At 58.9% G+C, this 4,481-nt stretch carries 4 protein-coding genes; 1 reads left to right on the top strand and 3 read right to left on the bottom strand.

Annotated elements, in window-relative coordinates:
* The 3 genes from QZ501_RS14895 to QZ501_RS14885 all read right to left on the bottom strand — a co-directional run.
* Positions 1-878: hypothetical protein (locus tag QZ501_RS14895; protein ID WP_295720604.1), on the bottom strand; the 878-nt coding region annotated here is incomplete at its 3' end.
* A 202-nt stretch (positions 879-1,080) separates the two neighbouring features.
* Positions 1,081-2,079 carry a DUF6160 family protein gene (locus tag QZ501_RS14890; RefSeq protein WP_295720603.1) on the bottom strand — a complete coding sequence of 333 codons (999 nt, stop codon included), beginning with the start codon at positions 2,077-2,079 and terminating at the stop codon, positions 1,081-1,083.
* A gap of 242 nt (positions 2,080-2,321) precedes the next feature.
* Positions 2,322-2,975: a hypothetical protein gene (locus QZ501_RS14885; protein ID WP_151439646.1), complete on the bottom strand. Its 654-nt coding sequence runs from the start codon at positions 2,973-2,975 to the stop codon at positions 2,322-2,324.
* A gap of 130 nt (positions 2,976-3,105) precedes the next feature.
* On the opposite strand from QZ501_RS14885, the gene pabB reads away from it, so the two are divergent.
* Positions 3,106-4,410, top strand: a complete 1,305-nt coding sequence (gene pabB / locus QZ501_RS14880) for an aminodeoxychorismate synthase component I (RefSeq protein ID WP_295720601.1) — start codon at positions 3,106-3,108, stop codon at positions 4,408-4,410.
* The last annotated feature ends 71 nt before the right edge of the window (positions 4,411-4,481 follow it).

Below are 4,481 nucleotides of genomic sequence, written 5' to 3'. Positions count from 1 at the left end.
TGCCCCAAGCGCTGCGCATTCTCCTCCCGCGTGGTGCGCAGCACCTCCGCTGGCGCATTGATCACCGGAGCACTGAGTTTCCGGCATACCCTGCTCGCATTCCTGAGGCCTTCCTGGCAGCGACCCGCATCGGTAATGCTGTTGTAAACAACATCAACGTCAGGCAGGTCATCCAGTACCTCAGGACAGTCATCGATCACATCCACACTGAGGGAGGTCAGCGTAGCCGCCCCCGTGTCAATCATATGCATCAGATTGTTATGGCCCTCACTGACCGTGAGCTGCCCGGTCGTTGGGTCATAGTGATAGGGGGCACAGCCAACTGTCCCCAGAATCAGTATCCGCAGCTGTTCTTTTCCGGAAGCCTGCGCCTTGGCTACTGGCTGTCGGAAGGCCGCCTGCAGACCCCACTGACAGCTGATCTCTTCCTTGCCAAGTAGACCATAGAGCCCTGACAGGAGCTTTTTCGCTGTCAGCGGCTTTTCCTCCGCGATCGTCACCCAGTGACGGGTCGCGTTGAGCGCATCCAGGTAGCTACCCTGCCGGAGTGCCAGTCCGACGTAACGCTCGATGAGGGTTTCGTTGTTCGGCTCGATACGACATGCCCGGGAAAAGCTGACGACCGCGTCGCCCAGTTTCTGGTTGCTAAGCTGGGCTTCACCCAGCCAACGCCACCCTTCGGGGTCTGCCGGATCGATTGCAAGTATCTGTCTGGCGGCTGCGGTCACTTCAGCCGGGTTGGAAGTATTCTGGAGCCTTGACCGCGCTTGCGACAGTGCTGCCGGTTCCGCAATACGCCCATTACTGTTTCCCCGAGATGCTTTGGCGGATGCCTTGCGGCTCTTACCAACCGTCTGTTTTTTCTGCTTGCGTGCCATTTTCAGAACTCCAATACCAGCCGCACCGAATCACCATCTTCAGACCCAGTGCCTTTGCGATGCCCTTTCATGGACTTTACCCAAAAGGCGCAGGATTTGATGAGGATGAATTCCCAAAACGGGCTTATGGATGTTTGCGGGAGACGGCCGAAAACAGAAAAGCCACCCCGAAGGGTGGCTTTTTTCAGCCTTACGGGTCGTTTTATTCGCGACCGTAGATGGCCATCTGGGTGTTGCTCACCTGCAGGTTGCTGATGCCAACAGAGCCTACGCTGGCAGTAGTGCCGTCACCGCCACCAACGTTGATGGTCGGCATCCAGACGTCAGCCTGGAAGTTATCCAGATTGACGCGGAGCGTTTCACCGTTGGCAGTACCAGTGCCACTGAGAGCCTGACCCTGGCCAATGTCCATGCTCACGATGGCAGCGCCACCGCCCAGCACGTCACCATTGCCCTTGGCTGCGCCTTTCAGGACAGGCAGCGAGCCGGCGCCGGCCATGCGCATGCCTTCCAGGCCAACAGAAGCCACGTCGAACTCGGCATTGAGGTTATCAATGGCGAACCCGGCTTCGATTTCCAGTGAGCCGGAAGAACTGTCACCACCAACCACGTTGTCAGTGCGGGCAATGATGTCCAGCTGGCTCAGGAACACATCCATATCAATGGAGGAAACCAGTGTGGCGGAGGAATCGCCATCGGAGGACTCAAGCTGGAGGGCATTATTGGCGGTGCCACCAACGTTGAGGTTCATGTCCACCGGCACGGCATCGCCATCCGCATCCGTCTTGTAGCTCTGCACTGAGATCAGGGCATCACCATCATTCAGTGTCAGATCCTGACCACCAAGACCCGCATCGGAACCCGCTTTCGAGCCGAAATCCGACAGGCTGTCTTCCGCGGTCTGGCCGCTGGGCAGGTCAACATTGATGGCGACATCAAGCCCTTCACCAAACGGACCACCGGAGTCCATGCCACCGATGGACAGGTTGTTGACCAGCAGGGAGCCTGTAGCAGCGCTGTCAGTGCTCTGGCTGTATTGGATCTGGTCCATGCTGACCTGGGTGTTCAGCTCGATGGTGACACCGGCCTGGCCAGTGGTGTCGCCCATCGCCTGATCGGACATGGCCGTCAGTTCCGCCTGTGCGGCGAACGGTGCTGCGGCAACGGCTGTTGCCAGTGCAAGTTTATTCAGGCCTTTCATGATTGTTCTCCTTAGAGATTCTTTGATTGCTTCGTTTATTTTTATTGCCGGTCATTTCTGACCGGGCAATTGTGATTCTAGGTCAGACAATCAGATCATAGAGTGAACAGGTTCACAGGTGATGAGCAGTGGCAGGAGGAAAACCTGAATTGTGATTCTATTAACATTCGGTCAGACATTTAACAAAAACGGCCACCGGGGGTGGCCGTCATAATGACCTGATAATCCTAGGGAAAGGCCTTTTATCCATTGCTCTGGCGCTGTGCCGCCTTGCGCATCATCTGCTTGACCGCCATCTGGAGTTCCGGCTCGATCTGCTGGGACACGGGCTCCCCGAAGACCCATCCGTCCTCACTGTTCTGCCAGTAAGGAACGGACATGAGCAGGCCAAGGCCACCAAGATGCTGCAGTTCAACCATCAGGAACCGTACGTCATCGATACCCCGGTCCCCTTTGATGGATTCCTCCAGCTGCTTCTGGGTTTTTTCCTTGAGCCCTTCCGGCAGCGCCATGGTCATGAAGAGACCGCTGGCTGCCAGATTCCCCCGGAGCGCGTTGGTGATGATCGTCTTCTGGACAGCATGGGCTGCAACTTCAGCCTTCAGCTTCTGCTCCGGGTTGATGTGCAGGAACTGGCCCTTGCCCTGATGGTTCGAGACGTAGCCATAGGGCACAAAACTGCCATTCTCCCGGATGCTTTCCTCAGCCTTGACCTTGCCTTCCTTGAAGAGCTTTTTCAGCATTCCGACAACCAGCTTCTGCTGTTTTTCCGAAAGCTGGCCAAACGCCATTTCCTTGGCACCCTTCTCCTCCAGGGCCTCTCCGCCCTCCTGGCCCAGCGCAGCGGAAGGAACCAGGGCACAGATGATGAGAGCACAGAGCAGCGTTCGAAACATGATATAACCTCCAGACGTTAGCCGTACCAATCGGGCCAATTGTGCCTCACAGCACCGCAGACGCGACCTTCACGGGGTCACATCCCGAGTACTGAACGGTTAAACTGTGATGCTTTTCACTGGAATCGCCATGGAATCGACTCACGTCCTGTCACAGCTGAGCTGGTCGGCGCTGGCACAGTCCCTTGCGGATGAGCCCGGCTTCTGCCTGTTTGATGTGCCCGGCGCAACGCATGAGCCCGCGCCGATACGGGTCATGACCGCCCTGCCCCGATTCCGGGAGACCTGTTATCAGTGCGCCGACCACACCGCCGGACTCAGCCAGCGGGCGCGGCAGGCGCCCGAAGATAGCGCCGGTTGGCTCCCGCTGAAGCTCGGATTTGTGAGTTATGGCGATGGCGAAATGGAACTGCCGACGCGCAGGCCCTCGCCCAGCCCGCTCATACAGGTCAACGAGTATGACTGGCTGATCCTGTACCGCCCGGAAACCGGCGCAATGGAGCTGCGCATCCACAGGGACTGCCCACCAGGGCGCCGGCAATACATCCACGGGCGCCTGAACGCGCTCATGGGTGCACATCATGCCGCGCACAAACCCGGTTTCCACCTGACATCGGGATTTGCGGCGCTCCAGTCCCGTGCGGACTACATGGAGTGCATCCAGCGGATCCATGACTACATCCACGCCGGTGACGTCTACCAGGTCAACTACGCCCAACCGTTCCGGGCACGCTATGAGGGCCACCCCATCCACGCCTTCCAGGCACTCCACTGGGCCAACCCCGGTCCCTGCTCAACCTACTTCGATACCGGCGTCAACCGCATCCTGAGCCTGTCTCCGGAGCGGTTCCTGAAGGTAAGGCGGGGACAGGTGGAGACCCGCCCCATCAAGGGCACCCGGGGTCGTGGCAGCACCCCCGAGGAGGACCGGAAGCTGGCGGAGGCGCTGCTTACAAGCCCCAAGGACCGGGCCGAGAACCTGATGATCGTGGACCTTCTGCGCAATGACCTGGGCCGCTGCTGCCGCATTGGCTCAGTCCGGGCCGAACCACTCTTCGCCCTGGAAACCTTCACCAATGTGCACCACCTGGTCTCCTGCATCACTGGCGAGCTGGCTCCCGGACTTTCACCACTGGACCTGCTGCTCAGCGCCTTTCCCGGCGGCTCGATCACCGGCGCCCCAAAGCGCCGTGCCATGGAGGTCATCCGGGAACTGGAGGAAGAACCCCGTGGCGTCTACTGCGGCAGTTTCTTCCACTGGACCCCGTGCAACGGCTTCGACAGCACCATCGCCATAAGGACACTGGAGTGCCAGGACGGGGAGATCACCTGTTTCGGCGGTGGTGGGATCGTGGCGGACTCAGAGCCCGAGGCGGAGTACCAGGAGTCGATCACCAAGATCCAGCTGCTCATGGACGTCCTCACGAAGCTGTAGGAGATGGAATAAAGCGGGCAGGCCTTGATCGGGCCGGAAGGAAGAGGACAACCTCCGCCAATGAAAAACGA

It is taken from the genome of uncultured Halovibrio sp., from assembly GCF_913056445.1.
In the GTDB taxonomy this organism is placed as follows: Bacteria; Pseudomonadota; Gammaproteobacteria; order Pseudomonadales; family Oleiphilaceae; genus Halospina; species Halospina utahensis_B.
The sequence above is the reverse complement of the archived record's forward strand: the minus strand, read 5'-3'. Positions and strand labels throughout refer to the sequence as shown.

Coding starts and splice junctions, on each gene's coding strand:
- pabB (WP_295720601.1), top strand. CDS start 3,106: ATGGAATCGACTCACGTCCTGTCACAGCTGAGCTGGTCGGCGCTGGCA.
- QZ501_RS14890 (WP_295720603.1), bottom strand. CDS start 2,079: ATGAAAGGCCTGAATAAACTTGCACTGGCAACAGCCGTTGCCGCAGCA.
- QZ501_RS14885 (WP_151439646.1), bottom strand. CDS start 2,975: ATGTTTCGAACGCTGCTCTGTGCTCTCATCATCTGTGCCCTGGTTCCT.